The organism is Nonomuraea sp. NPDC023979 (assembly GCF_040639085.1).
Taxonomy (GTDB): Bacteria; Actinomycetota; Actinomycetes; order Streptosporangiales; family Streptosporangiaceae; genus Nonomuraea; species Nonomuraea ceibae.
This window is the reverse complement of record NZ_JBEZZG010000029.1, coordinates 105,415-131,722: the sequence shown is the minus strand read 5'-3', so window position 1 is coordinate 131,722 and position 26,308 is coordinate 105,415. Positions and strand designations below refer to the sequence as shown.

The 26,308-nt window shown below is 72.4% G+C and carries 21 protein-coding genes; 14 read left to right on the top strand and 7 right to left on the bottom strand.

Annotation, left to right across the window (positions count from 1 at the left end):
* Positions 1-249: 249 nt before the first annotated feature.
* Entirely contained in the window at positions 250-1,140 is an 891-nt protein-coding gene (locus tag AB0G11_RS36895; protein ID WP_357591303.1) for a hypothetical protein, read from the bottom strand.
* A gap of 210 nt (positions 1,141-1,350) precedes the next feature.
* On the opposite strand from AB0G11_RS36895, the gene AB0G11_RS36890 reads away from it, so the two are divergent.
* Positions 1,351-1,626, top strand: a complete 276-nt coding sequence (locus AB0G11_RS36890) for a hypothetical protein (protein ID WP_219505906.1) — start codon at positions 1,351-1,353, stop codon at positions 1,624-1,626.
* Positions 1,627-1,647: 21 nt separating this feature from the next.
* Here AB0G11_RS36890 and AB0G11_RS36885 read toward each other — a convergent pair whose 3' ends face one another.
* Genes AB0G11_RS36885 through AB0G11_RS36870 form a run of 4 tightly spaced genes read right to left on the bottom strand, consistent with a single transcriptional unit; the run spans position 1,648 to position 7,173 of the window.
* Positions 1,648-3,339, bottom strand: coding sequence for a glycosyltransferase (locus tag AB0G11_RS36885; RefSeq protein ID WP_357591301.1), 1,692 nt, complete (start codon positions 3,337-3,339; stop codon positions 1,648-1,650).
* Complete coding sequence (locus AB0G11_RS36880; protein ID WP_219505901.1) at positions 3,336-5,246, bottom strand: glycosyltransferase; 1,911 nt, start codon at positions 5,244-5,246, stop codon at positions 3,336-3,338. The genes AB0G11_RS36885 and AB0G11_RS36880 overlap by 4 nt, the downstream gene beginning before the upstream one ends.
* A complete protein-coding gene (locus AB0G11_RS36875; protein WP_357591300.1) occupies positions 5,243-6,739 on the bottom strand; it encodes a glycosyltransferase family 2 protein in 1,497 nt (498 codons plus the stop codon). The genes AB0G11_RS36880 and AB0G11_RS36875 overlap by 4 nt, the downstream gene beginning before the upstream one ends.
* The gene (locus AB0G11_RS36870; protein ID WP_219505895.1) at positions 6,736-7,173 is read right to left on the bottom strand and encodes a hypothetical protein; all 438 of its coding nucleotides are present in this window, start codon (positions 7,171-7,173) and stop codon (positions 6,736-6,738) included. The genes AB0G11_RS36875 and AB0G11_RS36870 overlap by 4 nt, the downstream gene beginning before the upstream one ends.
* Before the next feature lie 212 nt (positions 7,174-7,385).
* Between AB0G11_RS36870 and AB0G11_RS36865 the strand changes: the two genes are divergently transcribed.
* Both AB0G11_RS36865 and AB0G11_RS36860 read left to right on the top strand, forming a co-directional pair.
* Complete coding sequence (locus AB0G11_RS36865) at positions 7,386-8,447, top strand: glycosyltransferase (RefSeq protein WP_357591299.1); 1,062 nt, start codon at positions 7,386-7,388, stop codon at positions 8,445-8,447.
* Positions 8,444-10,084, top strand: a complete 1,641-nt coding sequence (locus AB0G11_RS36860; protein WP_357591298.1) for a glycosyltransferase — start codon at positions 8,444-8,446, stop codon at positions 10,082-10,084. Before AB0G11_RS36865 ends, AB0G11_RS36860 begins: the two co-directional genes overlap by 4 nt.
* A 19-nt stretch (positions 10,085-10,103) precedes the next feature.
* On the opposite strand, the gene AB0G11_RS36855 is transcribed toward AB0G11_RS36860, so the two are convergent.
* Positions 10,104-11,543: a glycosyltransferase gene (locus AB0G11_RS36855; RefSeq protein ID WP_357591297.1), complete on the bottom strand. Its 1,440-nt coding sequence runs from the start codon at positions 11,541-11,543 to the stop codon at positions 10,104-10,106.
* 199 nt (positions 11,544-11,742) lie between these two features.
* On the opposite strand from AB0G11_RS36855, the gene thrC reads away from it, so the two are divergent.
* The 3 genes from thrC (at position 11,743) to rho (ending at position 16,711) form a co-directional block, all read left to right on the top strand.
* The gene (gene thrC, locus AB0G11_RS36850) at positions 11,743-12,801 is read left to right on the top strand and encodes a threonine synthase (RefSeq protein WP_219505888.1); all 1,059 of its coding nucleotides are present in this window, start codon (positions 11,743-11,745) and stop codon (positions 12,799-12,801) included.
* Positions 12,802-13,287: 486 nt separating this feature from the next.
* Positions 13,288-14,250 carry a homoserine kinase gene (locus tag AB0G11_RS36845; RefSeq protein WP_357591296.1) on the top strand — a complete coding sequence of 321 codons (963 nt, stop codon included), beginning with the start codon at positions 13,288-13,290 and terminating at the stop codon, positions 14,248-14,250.
* Positions 14,251-14,707: 457 nt separating this feature from the next.
* Positions 14,708-16,711 (top strand): transcription termination factor Rho, encoded by a 2,004-nt coding sequence (rho, locus tag AB0G11_RS36840; RefSeq protein WP_357591295.1) that lies wholly within the window; start codon positions 14,708-14,710, stop codon positions 16,709-16,711.
* A gap of 65 nt (positions 16,712-16,776) precedes the next feature.
* On the opposite strand, the gene AB0G11_RS36835 is transcribed toward rho, so the two are convergent.
* The gene (locus AB0G11_RS36835; RefSeq protein WP_357591294.1) at positions 16,777-17,784 is read right to left on the bottom strand and encodes a hypothetical protein; all 1,008 of its coding nucleotides are present in this window, start codon (positions 17,782-17,784) and stop codon (positions 16,777-16,779) included.
* 211 nt (positions 17,785-17,995) lie between these two features.
* Here AB0G11_RS36835 and rpmE point away from each other — a divergent pair, with 211 nt between their 5' ends.
* The 8 genes from rpmE (at position 17,996) to AB0G11_RS36795 (ending at position 26,271) form a co-directional block, all read left to right on the top strand.
* The gene (gene rpmE / locus AB0G11_RS36830) at positions 17,996-18,214 is read left to right on the top strand and encodes a 50S ribosomal protein L31 (RefSeq protein ID WP_219505884.1); all 219 of its coding nucleotides are present in this window, start codon (positions 17,996-17,998) and stop codon (positions 18,212-18,214) included.
* A 91-nt stretch (positions 18,215-18,305) separates the two neighbouring features.
* On the top strand, positions 18,306-19,358 hold the full coding sequence (gene prfA, locus AB0G11_RS36825; protein WP_219505883.1) for a peptide chain release factor 1: 1,053 nt from the start codon (positions 18,306-18,308) through the stop codon (positions 19,356-19,358).
* Complete coding sequence (gene prmC / locus AB0G11_RS36820) at positions 19,355-20,209, top strand: peptide chain release factor N(5)-glutamine methyltransferase (RefSeq protein ID WP_049559024.1); 855 nt, start codon at positions 19,355-19,357, stop codon at positions 20,207-20,209. The genes prfA and prmC overlap by 4 nt, the downstream gene beginning before the upstream one ends.
* Before the next feature lie 10 nt (positions 20,210-20,219).
* Positions 20,220-20,867, top strand: coding sequence for an L-threonylcarbamoyladenylate synthase (locus AB0G11_RS36815; protein ID WP_219505882.1), 648 nt, complete (start codon positions 20,220-20,222; stop codon positions 20,865-20,867).
* Positions 20,868-20,953: 86 nt separating this feature from the next.
* Positions 20,954-23,239, top strand: coding sequence for a hypothetical protein (locus tag AB0G11_RS36810; protein ID WP_357591293.1), 2,286 nt, complete (start codon positions 20,954-20,956; stop codon positions 23,237-23,239).
* Entirely contained in the window at positions 23,239-23,616 is a 378-nt protein-coding gene (locus tag AB0G11_RS36805; protein ID WP_219505879.1) for a hypothetical protein, read from the top strand. Before AB0G11_RS36810 ends, AB0G11_RS36805 begins: the two co-directional genes overlap by 1 nt.
* A 45-nt stretch (positions 23,617-23,661) precedes the next feature.
* A complete protein-coding gene (gene glyA / locus AB0G11_RS36800) occupies positions 23,662-24,927 on the top strand; it encodes a serine hydroxymethyltransferase (RefSeq protein WP_219505877.1) in 1,266 nt (421 codons plus the stop codon).
* Positions 24,928-24,984: 57 nt separating this feature from the next.
* Positions 24,985-26,271, top strand: a complete 1,287-nt coding sequence (locus tag AB0G11_RS36795) for an MraY family glycosyltransferase (RefSeq protein WP_357591292.1) — start codon at positions 24,985-24,987, stop codon at positions 26,269-26,271.
* Positions 26,272-26,308: the final 37 nt, after the last annotated feature.

Genomic DNA, 26,308 nt, shown 5'->3' with positions numbered 1-26,308 from the left:
CATCGACCGGACCACCTACAAAGCCACCATCAGCATCAACATGCTCCGGGCCAGCCCTTGACGCCACGACCCCAGCCCTAACTGAACGGCGTTGGTCCTAGAGGCCATCGGGTGCTCCGTTCCTTCTGCGCGCCATCGGTGGGACGGCGCGGTGATGTGCCCACGTTGCGGGCGTGCTGGATTCAGCGTTGGGGGGAGCCCGCCCGGTGAGGTGATCTGAAGGATGCGGTGGGTCAGTCTGAGCTGGGCTCAGGCGAAGAGTTCGTCGATGGTGTCGATGACGGCCGCGCGCTCGATCCACGTCTCCAGCGTGGGGATGTCGGTGCACGCGGAGATGCGTTCGCGGACCTCGTCCGGGACCGGGATCGCCCTGGCTTTCAGGTACAGCAGCACCGCTCGCGCCTCGCCCTCGGCCTTGCCCTCGGCTTTGCCTTCCGCCTTGCCGCGCTCCTGGCCTTTCGCCAGGAGGCTCTGGGCGTATTCGCCCTGGTAGAGGTAGGTTTCGGTGGCCATCAGGCGCTCCATCTCTTTCTGTGCACTGCCGGTCAACGCCACGGTGACATATTCAGCGTACCGACGTGCCAGCTTGGAATCGATGTTGTCCAGGGCCTCGGCCAAGGTGGCGAGGATGGCGTGGATCTCGGGGTGGTCGCTGTGGGTGATGGCCGAGATGGCGGCCAGGCCGATGTCGCCGACCGCTTCGGCGACGTCGGTGATGACCGGGGTGTTGTGGGGCCCGATCACGAGCGGGTGCAGGACGTACCCGGGATGCCCCGTGTCGATGGGCTCGGCCGCCCAGCGGGCGGTGGAGTGGTCGGGGCAGATGACCACGAGGGTGGCCTTGCAGCGGTCGCGGGCGCGCATCGTGGCCAGGTAGACGGGCCAGGTCCAGCGTTTGATCGGGTCCCGTTTGAGCTGGACCTCCGCGATGACGCCGAGTTTCTCCTCCTTCTCGCCGTACAGCAGGGCGGCGTCGGCGTGGAAGCTGGCGGGGACGCACTCCGACAGGTCCGGGGACACGAGGCGGGCCTCCGAGTCCCGGGGGAGCGGGAGGTCGAAGAGGGACCGGAGCATGTGTCCGGTCCGGGTGGTGTCGAGGGTCGTGATGCTGATGAGACCCTCGTGCAGGGGGGTAACCATGAGCGGGAGATTACTGTCCGCATTCGAGCCGTCTCGGATGGTCAATCGCCGTGGAGTGGTCCCAGTGCACCGGTGGGATGTGAATCTTCCTCTGGCGTAGAAGATCTTTGTGAGCCGATTATGTGCATAAATCACTCAATGAATGATCATGTCGCTGCTACCGTCAGGTGACCCAGTCAAGTTTCGGACCGGTAAAGGGGCACAATCCGCATGGCCGAGTTCCACCTGCTGGTACGTCAGAGGTTCGCCGACCACGACACCTGGCGGACCGCCTTCGACAGCCTGGACGAGCGCCGGGCCGCGGCCGGCATGCGCACCGTGCTGGTGTCCACGAACGTGGACAGCCCGGACGAGGCCGTGGTGCTGTTCGCCTGTGCCGACGTCGAGGCCACCCGGGCGCACTTCCAGTCGGACGCGCTCAGAGGGGCGCATGAGCGGGCCGGCGTGATCGAGGGCTCCACGCAGGTGACGTTCCTGCGGTCCTGAGGACCAGGAGAGCGGCCGGTGCTACGGCCCGTCGGGGAAGGCGAGCTTGCGGACGCGCCGCACCGCGCGCTTGATGACCGTGCGGTCACGCTCGCGCTCGCGGGCGCGCGCCAGGCGGACCGCCTCGCGCCGCCACTCCTCGGCCTTCTCGCGCCACCGGGCGGCGTCCCGCCCGTTCTTGCCCGCCTCGCGCCGCAACTGCGACAGCTCGGCGCGCAGCGCGGCGGTGCGCTTGCGGTAGAGGGCGAGCTCCTTCTCCCGCTGGGCGGCGAGCCGTTCGGCCTCGGACGGCGGCCGGCGGCGCGGCGGGTACACCTCCGGGCGCGGCGCGAACCCCCACGATTCGCCGTCCGTCCACTCCAGCCCGAAGACCTCGTCCAGCACGTCGTCCGGATGCTCGCCGGGTTCGGCGACCAGGGCGGCGCGGGACAGGGCGGCGGTGCGGTCGAGGCGGGCGACGACGACGCCGTCGGCGGTCTCGTCCAGCGCCACGCACAGCGAGCCGCCGTCGTGCTCCTCCAGGTGGGCGACCAGCCGCTCCACGGTGTCCTCGCCGGGCACCCAGCCGGGCGGGACCATCAGCCTGAACGGCGCGGGCGACGTCCCGCCGGGCGCGTCCGCCAGGTGGACGCGCGGGTCGTGCTCGAACGTGGCGCGAATCAGCCGCAGGTCGAGGTCCGGGTCGCCGAGCGGCGAGCGGCGGCCGTCGGTCAGCGACTCCCACGGGCCGGGAATCGTGACGCGCACGTCCGGGAGCGAGCCGCCGAGCAGGGCGTCGACGGTGGCCCGTACGTCCTCGTAGCCGCCCGCCGGGACGGTCGCGTCCACGTACGGGACCAGCCACTGGCGGCCCCGGTCGGTGCGCAGGTAGCGGCGGTAGGGGACGCGGTCGGCCACGTACGGGTCGTTGTAGCGCTTGAGCGCGGCGAAGTCGCGCATGGCGGTCGGCAGGCCGAGGTGCCAGGCGCGCGACTCCGGGTCCGGTACGTAGACCGCGCCGGCCTGGGTGAGGCGGTAGCCCAGCTCGGTGTCCTCGGCCAGGACGAGCGAGGTGTCCATGCCGCCGATCGAGCGCAGCAGCGCGGCCGGGTAGGAGACGGTGGCGCCCACGTGGATGCGGGTGGCAAGGGAGTTCGGCGCGGTGCGCAGGCCGTCGTGGTCGTGGATGATCTTCTCGGCCCAGTCGTGGCGCAGGGCCGACAGGGGGAACAGCTCGTCCGCGCGGCCGTTCTCCACGGACGTGCGCACGGTCTCGGGGGCGGGCAGCTCGCCGGTGGCCGAGGTGAAGTCGATCCAGCCGAGCGCGACCACGTACGGGGCCAGGTGGTGCCAGCGGAGCTGGGCCTCCACGTGGTGGCGGTGCGGGATCATGTCGGCGTCCAGCACGAAGACGACGTCGCCGGCGGCGGCGTCGATGCCCGCCTGCACCGCCCAGGCGCGCCCCCAGCCGCCGGGCGGGCTGCTGATGAGCTTGGTGCGGCCGGGCGCGAGCGGCGGCAGGCGCAGCGGGACGGCGCTGCCGTCGTCCACCACGATGACGTCCATCAGCTCGGCCGGGTAGGACTGGGCGGCGAGCGCCGCCAGCGTGAGGTCCAGCGTCGCCTGGCGGTCGTGCGCCGGGATGACGACGGTGACGGTGAGCGCGGGCTCCCACGCGCCCAGGCGGGGCGGGGTGAGGACGCCGTAGTCGTTGCGGCGGATGCGGGGAGTCATGGACGCGGGCTCCCGTCGAGCTCCATGAGGGCGTTCGGCCGGAAGCCGCGCCACTGCTGCCGGTTGCGCTGCAGGAACGTGCCGATCGGCTCCCGCCAGGTGTGGTTGGCGGCGGGGCCGCGGCGCAGGATGTAGCCGAGGCCGTGGGTGCGGTAGATCTGGCCTCCGGCGGCCTGCAGCGCCTCCTGGAACTGGGTGTCGACCGAGCGGTGCAGCGGCCGGAAGCCGCCCACCGCCTGGAACGCCGAGCGCTCCACGAGGATGGTGCCGCCCGCCACGAAGCTGGTGATCTGCTCGGTGAACTGCTTGCGGTGCACGGTGACGTCGATCGACGACAGGTAGACGAACTCCGGCACGGTCCCCACCACCTGCGCCCCCGAGTAGGAGTGCGCGAGCAGCAGGTCCGACAGGAAGTCCGGGCCGTACCAGTCGTCGTCGTCCATCTTCAGCAGGAACGAGCCGGACGCCTTGGCCGCGGCCTCGTTCAGCACCTCGCCGAACACCGCCTGCGCGCCCGCCTCGAACACGGTCAGCGGCCCGTCGTACGCGGCGACCGCGGCGGCCACGTCGGGATGTCCCGGCGGGACGCCGTGCAGCGCCAGGACGACCTCCAGCCGGACGTCGCGCTGGCGGGCGATCTGGTCGAGCGCGAAGCCGACCATGTCGGTGCGGCGGGTGGCCAGCAGGACCGAGGTGAGCGGGGGAGCGGGCGGCGGCGCGCCGAGCTGCTCCCAGCGGGCGGCCACGCCGTGGGTGCGCAGCGCGGTGCGGCGCAGCCGGATGCTGTGCTCCTCGCGCCGCAGGTCGTCGGCCAGGTCGGGCGGCGACTGGACGAGCGCGACGAGCTCTTCGCCGAGCGCGCCCGCCCAGCGGGGCACCGGCCCGGAGAACAGCGGCACGCCGGCGGCGGCCAGCCCGGCCAGCACGCGCACGGCGGCGAGCGGGCCGCTGTGCGCGTGGTGCCAGTCGATCTCGACGGCGCGGATCTGCCGCAGCCGGGACACGTCGGCGTCGGTGACGCCGCCCGACTCGGCGAACGTCGTCACCGGCTTGCCGTCCAGCAGCACCGTCCAGCGGCCGTCGCGTTCGGCCAGCGCGGCCACGCCCCGGGTCGGGGTGGTGACGAAGCCCTGCGGGTTCACCAGGCGCTCGTCCACCGGCGGGATCATGGACGGCTCGGCGAGCACGTCGGGGTCGGCCAGCGGCAGCTCCGACCCGCCGGGCCGGCCCAGCCGCTCCCAGCTCGCCGCCCGGAGCGTCGGCCGTTCGACGGGGGTCTCGGCGCCGTCCCAGGAGCGGGCGGCGCCGGCGGCCGACGGGGGCGCGGTCTCGGCGTCCAGCGTGCGCAGCACCAGGTCGCTGCCGGGCGCGCCGACGCGTTCCGGGACGGGCCCGGCGACGTCGGCGGGGGTGGCGTTGGGGTCGCCCGGCCGCCAGTCGGCGGCGCCGACGCCGGCGATCGCGGCGGCGGGCGCGGCGATCACGTCGAGCCGGTGCCCGGCGAACGCGCGGGCCGTCGCCGTCACGGTACGGCCTGCCGGGGCGGGCGCGGAGAAGCGGGCGTCCACCACCCACACCCGGTCCTTGGGCCGGTAGACGCGCAGGTCCGACAGGGAGCGCCAGCGGTGCGCGGGCGTCGGCGTCGGCACCGGCGCGGGGTGGGCGGCCGGGGTGTCGAGCACGGCCACGACCACCCGGCGGGCCTCCGGCAGCAGTTTGTGCAGCGTCGCGGCGCGCCGCAGGTCGGCCGGGGTGCGGGCGATCACCAGCACCTCCGCCGCCTGCTCGGCGTCGCCGCCCGGCTCCAGCAGGTCGCGGTCCAGGTCGACGCCCGGCACGGCCGCGTCGTCGATGCCCGCGAGGAACACCCTGGCCTTGGGCAGCTCGGCCAGCAACCGGTCGATCATCCGGCGCTCCGCAGGTGTCTCATCAGGGACGACAGCGGCCCCTTGGTCCCGTCGCCGTCGGCGGCGGGCGCTGACAGGCGTTCGACCTCGGCGGTCAGCCGGTCGATCTCGGCCTTGGCCGCCTTCAGCTCAGCGGCCCGTTCGGCGGCGACGGCCCGCCACCTGGCCGCGTCGCCGCCCGGCGGCTCGGCCTCGTCGGCGGGGACGAACCCGTGCTCGTCCCCGCCCACCCACAGCGAGCCGAACAGCTCGTCCACCAGGTCGTCCGCCGCCCCGGGGAAGCGCGCCGCGCGCGCGAACGCCGCCGTGCGCTCCAGCCTGGCGGCCACGACCCCGGTCGCGGTCTCCGCCAGCACGGCGCTGACCAGGCCGAGCGTGTCCTGTTCGGCGAGGCGTACGAGGGAGGACAGGGTGCCGGCGCCGAGCGCCCAGCCGGCGGGGACGCGCAGCGAGAAGGGCGCGGGCGCGGCGGACGCGGGCGCGCTCTCGGCGAACGCCACGCGCGGCTCGTGCGCGTACAGGTTGCCCAGCAGGCGCAGGTCCAGCAGCGGCTCGTCGAGGCTGGCGCGGCGCCCGCCGGTCAGCTCGCCCCACGGGCCGACGATGGTGACCGCCGCGTCCACGAGCGTCCCGGCCAGCGCGGAGTCGACGGTGGCGCGCGTCTCCTCGTACGTGGTGGCCGTCACGACCACGCGCACGTACGGGACCAGCCAGGCACGGCGCGGATGGCGGCGCAGCCAGCGCAGGTCGGGAATGTAGTCGCCCAGGTAGGACCAGTTGTGCCGGTGCACCTCCTTCTCCCGCAGCATGACCGTGGACGGCCCGACGTGCTTGCCGACGGCCTCCGGGTCGGGGATGAACACCGCGCCCGCCTGCGCCAGCCGGTAGCCGAGCTCGGTGTCCTCCGCCATGTTCAGGCCGGGGTCGACGCCGCCCGCCGCGCGCAGCAGCTCCCTGCGGACCGAGCTGGACGCGCCCGTGTGCAGCAGGTACGCGCTCGCGCCGGCGTCACGCAGCCACCTGGTGGACTCCAGGGTCTTGAGCGTGTACGGGGTCGGCGCGCCCTCGTCGCCCGGCGCGTCCACGAACCTCGTCTCGCCGATCACCACGGCGTGGTCGATGAGGTGGTGCCAGCGCAGGTGCGCCTCCAGGTGGCCCGGGTTCAGCACCATGTCGGAGTCGAGCCAGTGGACGACGTCGCCGGTGGCCGCGAGCTGCCCGGCCTGGCGGGCGGCGCCCCGGCCCCAGCCCTGCTCCACCCGCACGACGCGGGCGCCCGGCAGGTGGACGGGCGGGTCGCTGCCGTCGTCGGCGACGACCACCTCGACCAGGTGCGCGGGGTAGGTCTGGGCGGCCAGCGAGGCCACCGTGCGCTCCAGCGCCTCCTGGCAGTCGTAGGCCGGGATGACCACGGACACGCTGAGCTCGGGCCGCCACGAGCCGAGCGCGGGCGGGCTCAGCACCCCGTAGTCGTTGTGCCGGACGCGGGTCATACCCGGTCCTTGGAGAGCGCGCGGACCTCCTCGCGCAGCTCCTCCACCTCTCGGGCTCTGGCCATGGCGTTGACGCGGTCCTCGCCGAGCGAGGCCAGGATGGCGCCGATGTCGTCGCCGCGCCGGGCGCCCGACTCCTCGACGGCGCGGGTGAGCTTGTCCAGGCGCGCGTCGATCTGCCGCAGCGCGGTGGTGGTCCTGGCCAGCTCGGCCTCGTACTTCTTGACGCGCAGGTCGATGCGGTGCGCCTTGCCGTCGATGCGGCGCACGGCGAGGACCAGGAAGGCGAGCGCGGCGAGCGAGATCACGAATCCACCGGCCGTCGCGGCCTCCGCGAGGGAGAACAGGCCGGCGAGCACCAGCAGCACGAGCACGGCCAGGGCCAGTGCTCCCAGAGCGGCGGCGGTGGCTGCCGGCCGGCGTGGCGCAAGCATCCGCTCAAACCTTTCGTTATGACTTATCCGGGCGTTAGGGCATTAATGACACCTTATTCAACAACAGTCACCACCGTGCCAGAGTTTCCTGTGTACACACTGTGAATCTGCCGTGACCGCCCATACCGGATGGGAACCCTGCGGGTACGTGTCAGTAAAAAGCGGCGTAAGGTAGGCGCCGATCAAGTCCGACCCGCTAGGAGCAGCAGCGCATGTCCCTCACCCCGGCCGGCTTCGCCCGCACGGCTGACCAGGGGCTCGCGCGCCTCCACTGGCACGACGGCGGCTGGGTGCGGCCCCCCGCCGCGGAGCTGCGCCGCCTGCGCGGCCTGGAGATCGACTGGCCCGCCGGCGAGGTGCCGCTCGACGACGTCATGGAGCTCGCCGCCGCCGGGGTGCCGCTGACCGCCGCCCACGCGCCCGCCTGGGTCCCCGCCGGCCTGGCCGCGCTGCTCACCGACCGCGACTGGCTCGCCCACGAGCCCGGCGACGGCCTGCGCTGCCTGGCCGACCTGCGGCGCGAGGAGCACAGCGTACGCCTGCGCCGCCTGGCCGGGCCCGCCGCGACGCCCAAGGTCAGCATCGTCATGGCCACGATGCGGCCGGGCCTGGTGGGCGAGGCCCTGGCGCAGATGGCACGCCAGCGCGGCGTCGAGGCCGAGGTCGTGCTCGGGCTGCACGGGTTCACGTACGACGAGGTGCGCCCGGTGGTCGAGTCCTGCCCGCTGCCGGTGTCCTGGGTGGAGGCCGAGCGCGCGGTGCCGTTCGGCGAGGTGCTCAACCGGGCGGCGGCGCAGGCCGCCGGCGACCACCTGGCCAAGTGGGACGACGACGACTGGTACGGCCCCGACCATCTGGCCGACCTCGTCATGGCGGCCGCCTACTCCGGCGCCGACGTCGTGGGAACCACCGGCGAGTTCTTCTATCTGGAGCCGCTCCACGTCACGGTCAGGCGCGTCACGTTCGCCAGCGGGGCCTCGTACCCGAGCGAGGTGTGGTCCGACCACGTGGCGGGCGGCACGATCACCGTCTCCCGGGCGACATTTCGTGACCTGGGGGGATTTCCGGCGCTGCCCCGGTCCGTCGACCGCGAGTTCCTGAAGGCCGCCCACGAGTCCGGCGCCCGCATCTACCGCACCCACGGCCTCGGCTACATGCTGCGGCGCGGCCTCGGCGGCGGGCACACCTGGCAGCTTCCCCTCGGCCACTTCCTCAAGGTCGCCGCCAACCAGTGGCACGGCTTCCGCCCCAGCCTGCTCATGGAAGCCGCATGAGGCTGCGCGGCAACGACTACCGCCCGCTGCGACCGCCCGCCGGCTACACCCCGGAGCTGCGCGTCAGCGTGATCGTGCCCGCCTACGGCGGCCAGGACAAACTCGACCTCGCGCTCGCCGGGCTCGCCAGGCAGACCTACCCGGCCGGGCTGACCGAGGTCGTCGTCGTCGACAACGGCACCACGCCGCCGCTGAGCCTGCCCGCCGAACGCCCCGCCGGAACCCGCCTGATCCGCTGTGAGAGGCCCGGCCGCGCCAGCGCCCGCAACGCCGGCCTCGCCGAGGCGACCGGCGACGTCATCCACTGGCTCGACTCCGACGTGGTGCTCACCCCCGGCGCGCTCACCGCCCACATGCGCTGGCACCACGCCGCCCCCTACCTCGTCGTCTACGGCCACCTGCGCTTCAGCGAGGCCGAGCTGCCCGCCGAGCTGCCCGCCGACCTCGAGGCGTACTTCGAGCCCGCCGAACCCCACGCCTGGATCGTCGACCTGGTCGAACGCACCGACGGGCTCACCGCCAACTCGCCGCGCCCGTTCAGCGTGCACGTCGGCGGCAACACCTCCGTCAGCGCCCGGCTCGTCGAGGCCGCCGGGCCGATGGACGACGAGCTGATCCTCGGCCAGGACACCGAGATGGGCTACCGCCTCGCGCAGGCCGGCGCCGTGTTCGTGCCGGAGCCCGACGCCCGCGCCTACCACCTCGGCCCCACCATGCGGATGCGCGACAAGCCGCGCATCGACCGCGTCAGCCACGCCTTCGTGGCCGACCGCATCCCCGCCTACCGCTGGCTGCGCTCCCACCCGGCCCGCCAGTGGCTCGTCCCGAGCGTCGTCGCCCTGGTCGACGGCACCGCGCCGTACGAGGACGTGCGCGCCACCGTCGACGCGCTGCTCGCCGGCACCGTCAACGACGTGCGTGTGCACCTCGTCGGCCCCTGGGACGAGCTCGACCGCGACCGCCGCGCCCCGCTGAAGGACCCGCGCCTCGACCAGGTGCTCGTGCACGGCCACTACCAGCACGAGGGCCGGGTCGGCCTGGTCACCACCGACGAGGTCGACCCGCGCGTGCCGTTCCTGCTGCGCCTGCCGCCCGGCTGGGCGCCCGGCGAGGACTCCCTGGCCCGGCTCCTGGACTTGGCGCGTGGCGAGGTGTTCGGGCTGGTCAACGTGCTGCTCGCCGAATCGGCCACGGGCATCGAGACCGCCCGGCTGGAGCGCGTCGCCTACTTCTCCCGGGCCCGCCTGCTCGCCAGGCCCGGCGAACGGCTCGACGACGTCGTGGACGAGGTGTCGGGCGTCGCCTGGGTCGAGGGCGAGGCGTACGGCTTCACCAGAGAGCCGCGCAAGCCCACCGGGCGGCGCGCCGCCTACAACGCGCGGCTGGCCGCCGAGGCCGAGAACGCCCGGCTGGCCGCCGAGACCGAACGCCTGCGCGCCCAGGTCACCCGGTGGCGCGAGGAGGCGGGCCGCTGGCGCAAGAGCGCCGTCGAGCTGCGCCGCGAGGTCGGCACGCTCCGCCGCGAGAGCGCCGACCTGCGCCGCAGGCTCGCCGCCGCCACCCGCGCCCAGGAGAGCCTGCGCGCCCTGGTGGCGACCACGCTCAAACGCGCCCTCGGCAAAACCCAACGCCCCTAGCCGCCATTCCCGCCGGCCCTCAGTTGGGGCGGAGGGCTGCTTTCAGGCGGCCGAACAGCGAGGACTGCTCGGCCTCGGCGTCGGCGGTGACGCCGGGCGCCGCGGGGATCGTCACCGGCGCGGGCTGCCGCTCCGGCGGCTGCGGCCAGTAACGCTCCGGCGACACATGCCGCACCCCGTGGGTCTCACGGATGACCTCGTCCAGGTCGTCACCGGGCCCGGTGAGCAGCAACGCCCGGGCCAGCGCCGACGTGCGCTCCAGGCGGGCGGCGCGGCCGTCGGGCAGGTCCACGACCAGCACGCCCGTCAGGTCCTTCTGCACCGTCTCGATCATGCGGTCCAGCGTCACCCGGTGCAGCGGCACGTCCACCGGCCCCCGGTAGCGGAACGGCGCGGGCGCGGGCGTCGGCGCCGCCTCGTCGATGAGCCTGACCCGCTCGTCGTGCGCGAACAGGTCACGCATCAGCCGCAGCTCGAAGCACGGGTCGCCGAGCACCGAACGCCGCCCGTCGTGCAGTCGCGACCACGGCCCGACCAGCGTGACGGCCACGTCCTGCAGCTTGCCGTCCAGCGCCGCCGACACCGCCTGCCGCACCACCGACTCGGAGGTGTCCGTCACGTCCAGGACGACCTCCACGTACGGGACCAGCCACCGGCGGCCCCGGTCCTTGCGCAGGTCGCGCCGGAGCGGGATGCGGTGCGCCAGGTAGGGCTCGACGGCCCGCACGGCGCGCTCGCGGTCGCGGTGCTGGGCGGGCAGCCCCAGGTGGACCGCCCGCGCCTCCGGGTCCGGTACGAACACCACGCCCTGCATGGCCAGCCGGTAGGCGAACTCGGTGTCCTCGCCGCGCAGCACGTTCGGGTCGAGGCCGCCGGTCGCGTGGAAGACGTCCCTGGGCAGCGCGAACGTCGGGCCGGTGCAGACGTGGTACGGGTTGCGGCTCTTGCGCAGGCCGTCGGTCTTGGCGATCGTCGCCTCGGTCGAGCTGGGCACCGCCGCGTCCAGGTCGAACAGCTCGCCCAGATGCGCGGCCCCGGCCACCTGGCGGGCGGTCAGCGGCGGCGCCTCCACGAACTGCTTCATGCCGATCGTGACCAGGTAGTCCGTCACGTGGTGCCAGCGGGCCAGCGCCTCGATGTGCTCGCGGCAGGTCACCATGTCGGCGTCGAGCCGCTGGATGATCTCGCCGTCGGCGGCGTTGGCGCCCGCGTTGACGGCGTTGGAGATGCCCCAGCCCGTGCTCGGGCGGACGATCCGCGTGTTGTCCGGGCGGATCTCCGGCAGGCGGATCGGCGGCTCGCTGCCGTCGTCCACGACCAGGACCTCCATGAGGTGGCCGGGATACGTCTGCGCCGCCAGCGCCGCCAGCGTCAGATCCAGATGCGGCCCGCCGTGCGCGGGGATCACCACGCTCACGGACAGGGCAGGCGACCAGGAGCCGAGCTCCGGTGGCGTCAAGGCTGAATAGTCGTTCTGCGGCAAAGCAGGACGCGCGTTCATGGTTGTGAACCCCCTGCTCCGACCCTAGCGGGGGATGCTGAGAATTTCCTGAATAATGGGGATGTCAGGGCCCGTGTCCACACGCTGGACGCCCATCCGCCTCCCCCCTGCGGACCCCGTACACTCGGTGCCCAACAGCGCAGGTAGGGAGAGACCAATGAGCAGGTCGTGGCGTGGCCTCATCGAGGAGTACCGAGAGCGGCTCCCGGTCACCACGAAGACGCCCGTCATCACGCTCCTCGAAGGCGGGACGCCGCTGGTGCCCGCGCACCGCGTCTCCGCCCTCACCGGTTGCGACGTCTACCTCAAGGTCGAAGGCGCCAACCCGACGGGCAGCTTCAAGGACCGTGGCATGACCATGGCCATCAGCAAGGCCGTGGAGGAAGGGGCCAAGGCGGTCATCTGCGCCTCCACCGGCAACACCTCCGCCTCGGCCGCCGCCTACGCGGTCCGCGCCGGCCTCACCTGCGCCGTCCTGGTGCCCCGAGGCAAGATCGCGATGGGCAAGCTCGCCCAGGCGCTCGTCCACGGCGCCACGCTGCTCCAGGTCGAGGGCTCGTTCGACGACTGCCTGGAGATGACGCGCAAGCTGTCGTCCAACTACCCGATCGCCCTGGTCAACTCCGTCAACCCGTTCCGACTCCAGGGGCAGAAGACCGCGGCGTTCGAGATCGTCGACACGCTCGGCGACGCCCCCGACATCCACTGCATCCCCGTCGGCAACGCCGGCAACATCTCCGCCTACTGGATGGGCTACCAGGAATACGCCGACGACGGCATCGCCACCAAGCGGCCGCGCATGTTCGGCTTCCAGGCCAGCGGCGCGGCGCCCATCGTCGACGGCGCCCCCGTCACCCACCCCCACACCATCGCCACGGCCATCCGCATCGGCAACCCCGCCTCCTGGCAGCTCGCCACCGCGGCCCGCGACGAGTCCGGCGGCGCCATCCAGTCGGTCACCGACCGGCAGATCGCCGCCGCCTACAAGCTCCTCGCCCAGGAAGAGGGCGTCTTCGTCGAGCTCGCCTCGGCGGCCAGCGTCGCCGGCCTCCTCCAGGCCCACGCCCAGGGCCTCGTCGAGCCGGGGCAGCGGATCGTCTGCACGGTCACCGGCAACGGCCTCAAGGACCCCGACTGGGCCATCTCCGGCGCCCCCTCGCCGGTCACCATCCCCATCGACGTCCACGCGGCCGCCGCAGCTCTCGGCCTCGCCTGACCATGCCCGCCCCAGGGCGGCACCCCCTCCCCACCGCCCCGAGGGCTGGGGCGGGGAGACGCGAACCCGCCCGAGAACCCACCCGAGCACCCACCCGCCGTCGCCCCTCCCAGCGCCGGTACGGCGAGTCGGTGTACGCCGGAGCCCGGCGCCCTGGAACGGCGCCCAGGGTGGGAGAGCCGAACGCCCCAGGGCGCCGGTACGGCGGCTTGCGGTACGGCGGAGCCCGGCACCCCAGGCCGGACCAGGCGCGGCGCCCTGGGCAAGGCGCCCGACCCCGCCTCCCCGGCGCCGGTACGGCGAGTGCGGGTGCGGTGGCGCTCGGCGCCCCAGTACGGCGCTCCGGGCGGGGTGGAGGCGAGGGCCTCACGAACGAACGGCACGGCCTCACGGCGTACGTCCCGGGCTCGGGGTGTGCGTCGGGGGCAGGTGTGTGCGGAGGGGGCGTGCGAGAACCGGCACGCCCCACGAAGAAAGGGCCGATGAATGACCACCGTTGACATCCGCGTGCCGGCCACGTCGGCCAACCTGGGCCCCGGGTTCGACTCCCTGGGCCTGGCGCTGAGCCTGTACGACCACGTACGGGTGACGCTCGACGGCGACGGGGCGCGGGTGACCGTCGAGGGCGAGGGCGCCGGTGAGGTGGACACCGGCGAGGGCCATCTCGTCGTGAGGGCGATGCGGAAGACGTACGACCGGATGGGTCTGCCCCAGCCCGCCGGGATCCGCATGCACTGCCGTAACAGCATCCCGCACGCGCGCGGCCTGGGCAGCTCGTCGGCGGCCGTCTGCGCGGGCATCCTCGCGGCCCGGAGCCTGGCCGGCGCCACGCACGGCGACGTGACGCACGGCGACGTGACACGCGGTGACCCGCCGCACGGCGACGCGGTGCTGAGCGACGACGACGTGCTGGCGCTGGCGACCGAGATGGAAGGGCACCCCGACAACGTCGCCCCGTGCCTGGCCGGGGGCCTGACGATCGCCTGGACCGAGCATGACGGCGCACCGCGTAGGGTGAAGCTGGTTCCCGACGCGGGCGTCCGTCCTGTCGTGCTCGTTCCGGCGACGCGGCTGTCGACGGAGACCGCCCGGGGGCTGCTGCCGAAGGACGTGCCCCACAAGGACGCCTCCTTCAACGCCGGCCGGGCCGCGTTGCTGATCGCGGCGCTGACCCGGAGCCCGGATCGGGCGCTGCTGCTCGCCGCCACCGAAGACAGGCTCCACCAGCACTACCGCGCGCCTGCGATGCCTGAGAGCGCGGATCTGGTAGAACGTCTGCGTGCAGTGGGCGTGCCCGCGGTCGTTTCGGGAGCGGGTCCCACGGTCCTTGCGTTTTCGACCTCGGATTCGCAGGATTTGATCGCGCCAGAAGTGGGTAATGACTGGCACATCCAGCTAATGGACGTCGACCCTGGTGGTGCGACCGTTCAGTTCCCCGAGACACGCTGATGCCTCTTTAGACCTTCAGGGAATAGCCGTGTGCGCTGGTGATGTTAGGCTGATAGCCGCACCAGATGCCCCCTTGTTGGGTGCGTGCTTGTCAGCCGTACATCGCTGCATCATGCTTCACGTCGCGAGGCGTGAGCAGCGCGGCTGTCTCCCCGGAATCCGTTGCCTCCGGTTGGCCCACACCCGGTTGGCCCGACGTGAGGTGGCGACGACGGGGAGCTGCGCGTTCGAATCACCTCGACATCTGGCTGGCGGCAGCAATCTCGGGGGTGTCAGCCAAGCGTCACGGCTCTGTGACTGCGCGGAAGAACCCCTGGCCAAGAGTCGCGACCGTCCCCAGCGGCGGCCGAAGATCGCAAAGTGCACCCCGACCCGGTCTGTCCCGCCGGATCGCAAGCACCTCCGGGACGCCCGGCTGAACGAAACCGGCGCCCGACCCCTGGGAAGGACCTTTTAGTTGAGCGACACCACCGAACTCCTCTCCGACGCACCAGGCACATCTGCGGCGTCCGGCGACACCCCCACCCGCGCCGCGGCCAAGCCTCGTGCGCGTCGCTCCGGCACCGGCCTGTCCGCCAAGGTGCTGCCCGAGCTGCAGAAGATGGCCGCCGAACTGGGCATCAGCGGGACCGGGCGCATGCGGAAGAGCCAGCTCATCGCGGCCATCCAGGAGAAGCAGGGTGGCACGGGAGACGGCGCCCCCGCTGCGGCGGCCGAGGCGCCTGCCGCGGTCGACGCGGCCCCGGCCGCCGAGCGGCCCACCAGGACGCGCCGGGAACGTTCCCGTGTGAAGACCGCTGACGAACCCGCGGTGCAGGCCCCCGAGCCGGTGGCCGCGGCCCCGGTCGCCGAGCCCGTGGCGGCTCCGGCCGAGCCGGTCGTCGAGCAGCCCGTACAGCCCGTGCAGCCTGCGGAGGCGCCGCAGGGCGACTCGCGTGGCGAGCGCGGCGAGAGCCGTCGTGAGCGCCGCAGCCGCGGCGAGCGCCGTGACCGCGGTGACCGCTCCGGCAACGACCGCGGCGAGGGCGGCCGCGATGCCGCCCGCGACACCCGCGACAGCCGTGACGGCGCCCGCGACACCCGTGACAGCCGCGACGGCGGTCGTGACGGTCGCGACGGTCGTGACGGTCGCGCCGACCAGCGGACCGCCGACTCCGGCAGCCGCGGCGACCAGCGTGACCAGCGCGGCGACCAGCGCGGTGACCAGCGGGGCGGCGACGACGACGAGCGCGGCGGCCGTGGCCGGCGCGGCCGGTTCAGGGAGCGCAACCGCGGCCGTGGCCGTGACCGCTTCGACAGCAGCGAGCCCGTGATCGGCGACGACGACGTCCTCATCCCGATCGCCGGCATCCTCGACATCCTCGACAACTACGCGTTCGTCAGGACGAGCGGCTACCTGCCGGGCAGCAACGACGTGTACGTCTCGCTGGCCCAGATCCGCCGCAACGGCCTGCGCAAGGGCGACGTCATCACCGGCGCCGTCCGCCAGCCGCGCGAGGGCGAGCGCCGCGAGAAGTTCAACGCCCTGGTCCGTCTCGACACCGTCAACGGCATGGACCCGGAGCAGGCCCGCAACCGGCCCGACTTCAACAAGCTCACGCCTCTCTACCCGCAGGAGCGCCTGCGCCTGGAGACCGAGCACAACATCCTGACCACGCGGATCATCGACCTCGTGTCGCCGATCGGCAAGGGCCAGCGCGGTCTCATCGTCTCGCCGCCCAAGGCCGGCAAGACGATGGTGCTGCAGTCGATCGCCAACGCGATCACCCGCAACAACCCCGAGTGCCACCTGATGGTCGTGCTCGTGGACGAGCGGCCCGAAGAGGTCACCGACATGCAGCGGTCGGTCAAGGGCGAGGTCATTCACTCGACCTTCGACCGTCCGGCCGAGGACCACACCACGGTCGCCGAGCTCGCCATCGAGCGCGCCAAGCGCCTGGTGGAGCTGGGCCACGACGTGGTCGTCCTGCTCGACTCGATCACCCGGCTCGGCCGCGCCTACAACCTGGCGGCCCCGGCGTCCGGGCGCATCCTGTCGGGTGGTGTCGACTCCACGGCCCTCTACCCGCCCAAGCGCTTCTTCGGCGCCGCCCGCAACATCGAGAACGGCGGCTCGCTGACGATCCTCGCCACGGCCCTGGTCGAGACCGGGTCCAAGATGGACGAGGTCATCTTCGAGGAGTTCAAGGGCACCGGCAACATGGAGCTCAAGCTCAACCGCTCCCTGGCCGACAAGCGCATCTTCCCCGCGGTGGACGTCGACGCGTCCGGCACCCGTAAGGAAGAGATCCTCATGGCCAAGGAAGAGCTCCAGATCGTCTGGAAGCTGCGCCGGGTGCTGCACGCGCTCGACATGCAGCAGGCGCTGGAGCTGCTCCTGGAGAAGATGAAGGAGACCAAGTCCAACGCGGAGTTCCTGCTCCAGGTCCAGAAGACCACGGTGAGCAACGACCGCGACTAGCGCGTACGAAACGGAGCGGCGGGAGGATCCCCTCCCGCCGCTTCCGCGTGTGTCAGGGCTGCGTTCTAGCGGACGTCCACGAGCCGCTGCGGCGACAGCGCGCCGCGCGTCTTGCTCGTGGCGAGCGACCTGACGCGGTAGTAGCCGTCCTTCACGGCCTTGAACGTGCGGGTGTACTTGCCGGAGGCGTTCGTCTTCGCGTACGCGACGAGCTTGTACGTCTTGGTGCCCTTGGCCTTGAAGTAGATGCGCAGCTTCGTGCCCTTGTACGGCTTGGCCCCCCGGTACGCCTTGCCGTACACCTTGAAGCTCCTGCCCTGCTTGACCTTCTTGGCGGCGCTGATGGTGACCCTGGCGGTGGCCTTGCGGCTGACGCCGGCGGCCGGGGCCTCGACGGTGAACGGGACGACGCCCTTGAGCGCCTCGCCGCCGCGGGTCGCGTACACCTCCAGCGTCCACGCGCCGGGCGCGGTGTCGTCGCTGAAGTACGTGGAGCCGCGGTGGTGGCCGTCGGGCTCCAGCGCCATGACGCCGAGGTCGTAGAACTTCCTCGTCGTGTCGCTGCGCAGCTTGGCCGTCACCGTCCGGGCGCCCTTGACCGCGGCCTCGACCTTGACCTCCACGTCCTTGCCCTTGACGAGCCTGACGGGGTCGGGGGTGACGGAGGCGTCGGTGATGCTCTGCTTGCCGGCGACCTTGACGCTGAAGGTGTTGTCACGCGGGGCGTCGCGCGTGACGGTGACGGTGAGCTTCCAGTCGCCGGGCGGGTCGTTCGCGCCGATGGCCCAGCGGCCGGTCACCACGGCCTCGCCGGGCTTCACGTCGAACGTGACGGGCCGTTCGGCCTTGCCCGGGGCTTCGATGGCGCCCTTCACGCCCTTGACCGTCTCCGGGTCCCTGAGCTTCAGCGTGGCCGTGGCTCCCGTCTCCCCCTGGAGCGGGACGTACGCGCCGGACCAGGCGGCACTGGTGAAGTCCGGCTGCTTGGCCTCCTGGGCGGCTGCGGCAGGACCCCCGAACAGAACAGCGACCCCCGTGGCGGCCGCTATGAGCGACCGCACCGTTCTTCTCATCCGATGAGTGACCCTTCGGTGGTGAAAGTGATGGTATGTGCGGGGGAGCCTAGCGTGACGCCGCCGTGAAGACCGGGGGAAGATCGGGGAATGGCCGGTGGCCCGGGCTGGTTGAACCATCTGGCACACTGGTAGCCGACCGCTTGCTGCGGTACCGGTTCCCGCCATGAGCTCAGAGGCGACCCGGCGACCGCACCCCGAAAGGAAAACCATGAAGCCCGACATCCACCCCGACTACCACGTGACCCAGGTCACCTGCACCTGCGGCAACACGTTCACCACCCGCAGCACCGCCAAGAACGGCGTCATCCACGCCGACGTGTGCTCCGCCTGCCACCCGTTCTACACGGGCAAGCAGAAGATCCTCGACACCGGCGGCCGGGTGGCGCGCTTCGAGAAGCGCTTCGGCAAGAAGGCCTCGGGCAAGTAGCTTCAGCGACGCCGGCTCCGACGCACCCGCGTGCGCCGGGCCGGCGTTTCTTGGTGCACGGCCCGCCCACCCGCACGACGAAGGACCCACGGTGAACCTCGACGAGTTGCTCAAGGAGTATTCCGAGCTGGAGATGCAGCTCGCCGACCCCGCCGTGCACGCCGACCAGGGCAGGGCCCGCACGCTCGGCAAGCGTTACGCGCAGCTCACCCCGATCGTCGGCACCTACCGCGAGCTGGAGACGGCCCGCGAGGACCTGACGGCCGCCAAGGAGCTGGCCCGCGAGGACGAGGCGTTCGCCGAAGAGGCCGCCGAGATCGAGACGCGCATCCCCCAGCTGGAGGAACGGCTCAAACACCTGCTCATCCCGCGTGATCCCAACGATGACAAGGACATCATCATGGAGATCAAGGCGGGCGAGGGCGGTGAGGAGTCCGCGCTGTTCGCCGGCGACCTGCTGCGCATGTACCTGCGCTACGCCGAGCGCATCGGCTGGAAGACCGAGATCATCGACAGCCAGCCGTCCGACCTCGGCGGCTACAAGGACGTCACGGTCGCGATCAAGGCCAAGGGCGACGACGGCGTGTGGTCCAGGCTCAAGTACGAGGGCGGCGTGCACCGCGTGCAGCGGGTGCCCGTCACCGAGTCGCAGGGCCGCATCCACACCAGCGCCGCCGGCGTGCTGGTCTACCCGGAGGCCGAGGACGTCGAGGTCCAGGTCGACCCCAACGACCTGCGCATCGACGTCTACCGCTCCAGCGGCCCCGGCGGCCAGAGCGTCAACACCACCGACTCCGCCGTGCGCATCACCCACCTGCCCACCGGCGTCGTCGTCTCCTGCCAGAACGAGAAGAGTCAGCTGCAGAACAAGGAGTCGGCGATGCGCATCCTGCGCGCCCGGCTGCTGGCCATCGCCCAGGAGGAGGCCGACGCCGCCGCGCAGGCCGAACGCAAGTCGCAGGTGCGCACCGTCGACCGCTCCGAGCGCGTCCGCACCTACAACTTCCCGGAAAACCGCATCTCCGACCACCGCGTCGGCTTCAAGGCGTATAACCTCGACCAGGTTCTCGACGGCGAGCTGAACGCCGTCACCCAGGCCCTCATCGACGCCGAAATGGCGGAGAAGCTCGCACAACACTCATGACATTCCTGCTGGACGAGATCGCCCTCGCCACCGCGCGGCTGGCAGAGGCGGGTGTGCCGTCCCCGCGCACCGACGCCGAGGAGATCGCGGCGTTCGTCCACGGCGTGCGCCGGAGCGAGCTGCACACCGTCAAGGACGCCGACTTCGACGCGCTGTTCTGGGAGGGCGTCGCCCGGCGTGAAGCCCGCGAGCCACTCCAGCACATCACCGGCCACGCCTACTTCCGCTACCTGGAGCTCGACGTCGGCCCCGGCGTGTTCGTGCCACGGCCCGAGACCGAGGTCATGGCCGGATGGGCCATCGAGACGCTGCGCGCCATGGACGTCACCGCGCCGCTCGTCGTCGACCTCGGCACCGGCTCCGGCGCGATCGCGCTGTCCATCGCCCAGGAAGTGGCCCTGGCCGAGGTGCACGCCGTCGAGGTCGACCCCCGGGCCTACAGCTGGGCCAAGCGCAACATCACCGAGCACGGTCAGGGCCGCACCCACCTGCACCCCGACGACCTCGCCGAAGCGCTGCCCGAGCTCAACGGCAAGGTCGACCTGGTCATCTCCAACCCGCCCTACATCCCGCCCGGCGCGATCCCGCGCGACCCCGAGGTGCGCGACTACGACCCGGCGCGCGCCCTCTACGGCACCGGCGACGACGGCCTCGGCGAGGTCCGGGCCGTCGAGCGCACCGCCCGGCGGCTGCTGCGCCCCGGCGGCTGGGTCGCCGTCGAGCACGCCGACGAGCAGGGCCGGTCGGTCTACCTCACCTTCCCCGAGGACAACGGCTGGCGCGACGTACGGCTGCGCCAGGACCTCACCCGCAGGGACCGCTTCGTCACCGCCCGACTCGGCCAGGACTAGGATGCACGCCGTGGGAAGACGCTTTGACTGCACCGACGCCGACCAGCGGGCCGAGGGCCTGCGCGAGGCGACCACCGCCGTCGGCCGGGGCGAGCTCGTGGTGCTGCCGACCGACACGGTCTACGGCATCGGCTGCGACGCCTTCACGGCCGCGGCCGTCGCCTTGCTGCTCGAGGCCAAGGGCCGTGGCCGCGACATGCCGCCGCCCGTCCTCGTCGGCACCGTACGCGCCGCCAACGCCCTCGTCGAAGACCTCGGCCCCTACGGCCAGGACCTCATCGACGCGTTCTGGCCCGGGCCGCTGACCCTTGTCTGCAAGGCCAACCGCGCCCTGTCGTGGGACCTCGGCGACACCAAGGGCACCGTGGCCGTGCGCATGCCGCTCCACCCCGTCGCGCTCGACCTGCTCAAGGAGACCGGCCCGATGGCCGTCTCCTCCGCCAACCGCTCCGGCGCCCCGGCCGCCGTCACGGCCGCCGAGGCCGAGGAGCAGCTCGGCGAGTCCGTCTCGGTCTACCTCGACGGCGGCAGGACCAGCGACAACACGCCCTCGACCATCCTCGACCTCACCACCGCCGTGCCCCGCCTGCTGCGCCGCGGCAGCATCCCCGTCGAGAAGCTGCGGGGCATCATCGGGTACGTCGCCACCGAGGACTGAGATATACCGTCTGGCTATCCCGGCTGCGCCGGGCGGTGCCACGTGCCTACGGTTGAGCCCGGAGCTGCGACGTCCGGGAGTGACCCATGGGCAAGTTCGACGGCATGGATCCCAAGCTGGTCCGTGAGCTGCTGGCCGAGACGGAGCGGGCCACGGCCGAGCTGCGCCGCGTCGAGGCCCGGGTCACGCAGATCATGTCCACCGCCGGGCTCTCGACCCAGACCACCCACCGTCCGGTCCAGATCGCGGACGCCGCCGACCGTATGGTCAAGGACGTCAAGGCCCGGCTCGCGGTGCTGGAGAAGCGGGCCGACCCGCCCAAGCCCTCCCTGCCCGCCACGGACGACACCCCCACGGCCAAGCCGGACCCGAAGCCGGACCCCAAACCGGACGCGAACGGCAAGCCGGACGGAAAGCCGGAGGGCGAGACCAAGCCCGAAGGCAAGCCCGAAGGCAAGCCCGAAGCGGACACCAAACCCGACCCCAAGCCGGACGGAAAACCCGACGCCAAACCGGAGGGCAAGCCCGAAGCGGACGGAAAGCCGGACGCGGGCGACAAGCCGGACGCCAAGCCCGACGGGAAGCCCGAGGCGGACGCCAAGCCCGAAGGCAAGCCGGACAAACCAGATGCGGACACCAAGCCGGACGGCAAGCCCGAGGCGGACACCAAGCCGGACGGAAAGCCTGAGGCAGACGCCAAGCCTGACGGCAAGCCCGACGCCGACGGAAAGCCTGAGGCGAAGAACGAGCCGAAGGACGAGGACCGGGGCAGCAGGCGAGACCACGGCGCCGAGCCGGACCGCAGCGGCGAACAGGACCAGGACTGCAACCGCGACCAGGACATAACCGACACCCCAGGCAAGGACCACCCCGACGACCCCGACCCCAGCAGGCCGCAGGTCGTCGAGGTCGACGGCACCAAGGTGCTCCAGATCCCCCTGGACCCGCCCACGGCCAGAGAGCTCGAAGGCATCCTCGACAACCTCGACCGCGCCCAGCCCGCCGACATGCCGACGACGCCCGACGACTCCACCGCCACGCAGCCCCCGGCCACCACGGACGACTGCGACAAACAGCCCGGCAACGGCCGGCCCGACGACGCGCCCGTACGCGACGCCGCCCAGAACGGCGGCCACAACGGCGCCCAGAACGGCGCGCAGAACGGCACCCCTGAGGCGCCACGTAACGACGGGCAAGGCTTCGTCGTACCACCGACCCCGCCACCGGACACAGCCACCGGAGGCGCCGGATCCACCGCCCAGAGCGTCGCAGGCACGGGTGCGGGTGGCGACGGCGCCAACGTGATCTCGATCGGAGGCCGCCCTCTCGACCCCGAAGCCCTCGGCACGGTGACGGAGAACGCCCGCGAGTACCAGCCCCACCCCCTGCCCGCCGCAGAAGGCGGCTACGGCGGCCCACCAGCCCAGGGAGGCGCCGCCCCCCTGGGCACGGCGGGCGTCCCGGATGGCGCCGTAGGAGGCGCACCTGGGGGCGTCTCAGGCGGAGCCACAGGCGCGTACGGCGGCCTGGGCGACGGCGTGCACGGCGGAGCGGCAGGCGGCGCCCAAGGCGGCGTCACGGGCGGCATAGCGGGCGGTGCCCAAGGCGGCGTCACGGGCGGCATAGCGGGCGGTGCCCAAGGCGGCGTCACGGGCGGCGAAGCGGGCAGCGCAGTGGGCGGATACGGCGGCCCTGAAGCGCAGGGCGGGACCAGCACACCGCCGGCAGTCGACGGCGCACCCGACACCCCCGTCGACGGCGGCCGGAACGGCACGCAGGACGCCGCCGACCCCCGCCAACCCGACAGTGCACAAGCCCCCCGGGACTGCCCGGAACCCTCCCAACCCGCCCCCGACCGAGACCGTCAACCCGACGCCCCCATCGACCAGAAGCCACAACCCGGCGGCTCCACGGGCCAGGACCAACAGCCCGGCGGCTCCACCGGCCAGGATCAACAGCCCACCGGCTCCACAAGCCAAGACCGACAGCCCGGCGGCTCCTCCGGCCAGGACCAGCAACCCCGTAACCCGTACCCCGGTGGCTCCGCAAACCCGGACCCGCAGCCCGGCAGCCCCTCCGGTCAGGACCAGCAGCCCCGTAACCCGTACCCCGGCGGTTCCGGCAACCCGGACCCGCAGCCCGGCGGCTCCACGGAGCAGGAGCCCCGGCGGGGCGAGGGGGCGTACCGGGAGAGGCAGGGTGACGGCGGGGTGGTGTCGGTCGAGGTGAGGCCGCCGAGCCAGGAGGCGATCCGGGCCCTGGTCGAGAGCGCGACAGAGGTGCGCCCGATGGACATGCCGTCGGTCGAGGCGCCTGAGGACAACGGGCCTGACGGGCCGGTCGATCCGCGGACGCAGGAGAGGAGCGTGTGATGTACGTCGATCCGCCCGCGCCGAGGCCGAGGCAGCCGGGGGAGATGCCGCCCAAGGCCGGGGGCGGCGGCCCGCTGGACGGCCAGCCGAGGGCGTGGGAGTTCAACCCCGACTACCAGCGCCTGGTGACGGCGTGGCAGAACGTGATGCCGCTGCTGGAGAGCATGTCGGCGGCGCTGGACAAGGCTTACCAGCTGGCCAGAAGCCCGCAGACGTGGGACGCGCCGGTGGGCGGCCGGTATGTGGAGGACATCGGCGAGTGGCGGTCGAGGCTGGCGCTCTACCGGCAGGCGGTGCTGACGTCGATCAGCGACGAGGCGGCCGACACGCCGCGCTGGATCCCGAGCCCGATCGGCGCGCCGCACGCGTTCTCCTGAGCCGGGGAAGTGGGAAATCCGGACACTCGGTCGTACAGTGGGATCATGGGTGCGACACCCGACTACGGGCCCGACTTCGGGCGGCTGCGGGAGCAGGATCCCGAGGTCGCGCAGGTGCTGCTCGACGAGATGGCGCGGGTGCGCGGCGGCCTGCAGCTGATCGCGAGCGAGAACTTCACCTCGCCCGCGGTGCTGGCGGCGCTGGGCTCGACGTTGAGCAACAAGTACGCGGAGGGCTACCCGGGGCGGCGCTACTACGGCGGCTGCGAGGTGGTGGACCGGGCGGAGCGGCTGGCGATCGACCGGGCGCGTGAGCTGTTCGGCGCGGAGCACGCGAACGTGCAGCCGCATTCGGGCGCGTCGGCGAACCTGGCCGCGTACGCGGCGCTGTTGCAGCCGGGCGACACGATGCTGGCGATGGCGCTGCCGCACGGCGGCCATCTGACGCACGGCTCGCGGGTGAACTTCTCGGGCCGCTGGTTCGACGTGGCCTCCTACGGGGTGCGCCGTGACACCGAGCTCATCGACTACGACGAGGTGCGTGACCTGGCGTTGCGGCATCGGCCGAAGCTGATCGTGTGCGGGGCGACGGCGTACCCGAGGCTGATCGACTACGGCGTGTTCCGCGGCATCGCGGACGAGGTGGGCGCGTGGCTGCTGGCGGACATGGCGCACCCGATCGGGCTGATGGCGGGCGGGGCGATCCCGTCGGCGGTGCCGTACGCGGACGTGGTCACGTTCACCACGCACAAGGCGCTGCGCGGGCCGCGCGGCGGCGGGATCCTGTGCACGGAGGAGCTGGCGGCGCGGATCGACCGGGCGGTGTTCCCGTTCATCCAGGGCGGGCCGCTGATGCACGCGGTGGCGGCGAAGGCGGTGGCGTTCGGGGAGGCGTTGCGGCCGGAGTTCGCCGGCTACGCGCGGCAGGTGGTGGCCAACGCGCGGGCGCTGTGCGACACGCTGGCGGCGGAGGGGATGCGCCCGGTGTCGGGCGGCACCGACACGCATCTGGCCCTGATCGACCTGCGTGAGCTGGGGGTTTCCGGGGCGGAGGCGGAGCGCAGGTGTGCGGCGGCCGGCATCACGCTCAACCGCAACGCGATCCCGTACGACCCGGAGCCGCCCGCCGTGACGTCGGGGATCAGGGTGGGCACGCCGTGCGTGACGACGCAGGGGATGGGGCTCCAGGAATTGAAGGAGATCGGTTCGCTGGTCGCGCGGGTGGTGCGAGAGCCTGGTGCGGCGGCGGAGGTCCGGGAAAGGGTGGCCGCTCTCGTCGCCATACATCGGCCATATCTCAGCGAATATTAAGCTGGTCTGTGTCGTTTTCCGGTCACAGCCGGCCGGAGCATCCGGGAAACTAGGTCCGTGCGCGAATATCTGTTCATGGCACTCGTCGCGGCCGCGGTGACGTATCTGCTCGTCCCGCTGGTGCGCCGCTTCGCCATCCGCATCGGGGCGGCGCCGGAGATTCGCGAACGTGACGTGCACACCACGCCGACGCCCAGGCTGGGCGGGCTGGCGATGTACGGCGGGCTGGTCGCGGGCCTGCTGATCGCGAGCGAGCTGGCCAACACGGGCCGGGCGCTGGGCGTCGCGGAGGGCCAGCCGGTGCTGGCGCTCATCGTGGCCGGCGGTTTGATCACGGTGACGGGCTTCCTGGACGACTGGTGGGGCATGGACCCCTTCATCAAGCTGGCTGGCCAGATCGCGGCGGCCGGGGTGCTGGTCGCCTTCGGCCTGCGGCTGACCTACATCCCGCTGCCGAAGGACTGGGGCGGCTCCACCAGCCTCGACTACACGCTGAGCACGATCATCACGATCCTCGTCGTGGTGGTGGCGATCAACGCGGTCAACTTCGTCGACGGGCTCGACGGGCTGGCGGCCGGGATCGTGTGCATCGCGGGCATGGCCACCTGGGCCTATTCGATCTTTCTCGCGCAGAGCATCTCGGGTGACCGCATCACGACGACCGCGGCGATCGCCGCCGTCCTCATCGGCACCTGCCTGGGCTTCCTGCCGCACAACTTCCATCCGGCCAAGATCTTCATGGGTGACACCGGGGCGATGCTGATCGGCCTGGTGCTGGCGTCGTCGATCGTCACCGTGACGCCGGTCGACCCGTCGGTCATCGAGGGCATCAACCGCTTCGGCGTGCTGCTGCCGCTGCTGGTCCCGGCGGGCGTGCTGGTCCTGCCGCTGATCGACCTGATCACCGCCGTCGTGCGGCGCACCTCTCACGGCATGTCGCCGTTCGCGCCCGACCGCGGTCACCTGCACCACCGGCTGATGGACATCGGCCACTCGCACCGCCGTTCGGTGCTGATCATGTACGCGTGGGCGTTCGTGTTCGCGTTCGGCATCGTGGCGATGGCCACGTGGGGTGTGCCGGTGCTGCTGTTCCCGATCGTGATCGTGGTGGCGCTGGCGGTGCTGGTGCTGCTGATGGCCGCGCCCCGGTGGCGGGGCCGGGGCGGCGCGCGAAGGGCCGGCGGAGACCATGACGACGACGGCCCGCCCACCGGCCCGATGCCGCCGATCGTGCCGGAGTCCGAGGTCAGGCGGCGGATGCCGCCGGAGGCGGGCCCGTCGCAGCAGGACCGGGCGAGCGCGGAGCGTAACCCGGTCATTCCGGTCTACCCGGGCCGTTCATGATCGTGAACTAGAAACCACAGGTAAAAGCGGTCTTCCG